This is a genomic window from Komagataeibacter kakiaceti JCM 25156 (assembly GCF_000613305.1).
Genome location: NZ_BAIO01000680.1, coordinates 1 through 1,041, shown reverse-complemented (window position 1 = coordinate 1,041; position 1,041 = coordinate 1). Strand labels below are relative to the sequence as shown.

General features: G+C 67.8%; 1 protein-coding gene. It reads left to right on the top strand.

Annotation, left to right across the window (positions count from 1 at the left end):
• Nucleotides 1-953: glycine--tRNA ligase subunit beta (gene glyS, locus JCM25156_RS17910; RefSeq protein WP_025814230.1), on the top strand; the 953-nt coding region annotated here is incomplete at its 5' end.
• Nucleotides 954-1,041: the final 88 nt, after the last annotated feature.

Below are 1,041 nucleotides of genomic sequence, written 5' to 3'. Positions count from 1 at the left end.
TTACGGGCGCGGACACGGCGCAGGCCGAACGCGCGGCGCTGCTGTGCAAGGCGGACCTGACCACCGGCATGGTTGGTGAATTCCCTGAACTTCAGGGTGTCATGGGCGCCTATTACGCCCGCCACGACCATGAAGATGATGCCGTGGCCGAGGCCATCGGCGCGCATTACACGCCGCGTGGCCCGCATGATGACGTGCCGCGCGCCCCGGTATCGGTCGCTGTCGCGCTGGCCGACAAGATCGACATGCTGGTGGCCTTCTTCGCCGTGGGTGAAAAACCCGGCGGCTCGGGCGATCCTTACGCGCTGCGCCGGGCGGCGCTGGGTGTGATCCGCATCATCCGTGAAAACGGGCTGCGGCTCGATCTGGCCCGTGTGTTCTGGGAAGCGGCGCAGGGCCTGCCCGAAGAACTGCGGCTGGCCCCCGATCTCGACACGCTGCCGGAATTCGTGGCGGACCGCCTGCGCGTGCAGTTGCGCGGCGAAGGGGCGCGGCACGACATTCTGGCCGCCGTGTCGGTTGGCAATACCGATACCGACATCGTGCGCCTGCTGGCCCGCGCCACCGCCATAGCCGACATGCTGGCGACCGAGGACGGACGCAACATGCTGGCCGCCACCAAGCGCGCGGCCAACATCCTGCGCATCGAGGACCGCAGGGACGGCCCGCATGAGGGCGCGCCCAATCCGGCGCTCTATACCCAGCCCGAGGAGAAGCTGCTGGCGGGAGAACTGGAAAAGACCATTCCCGCCGTGGAACAGGCCATCGCACAGGAACGCTATGCCGACGCCATGCGCGACGTGGCCGGCCTGCGCCCGGCCCTTGACCGCTTTTTTGAAGCCGTCACGGTCAATGATGATGACCCCGCCGTGCGCGCCAACCGCCTGCGCCTGCTGTCCGAACTGCGCCGCATGACGGTGCTGATTGCCGATTTCAGCCAGATCGAGGGCTGAACACGGCTCTGGCCTGATGCCCCCCGAAAGGCGTCAGGCAGATAGACCAGCCGCGCGGGCCGGTCGCCATGCACGACCACCACCGCGT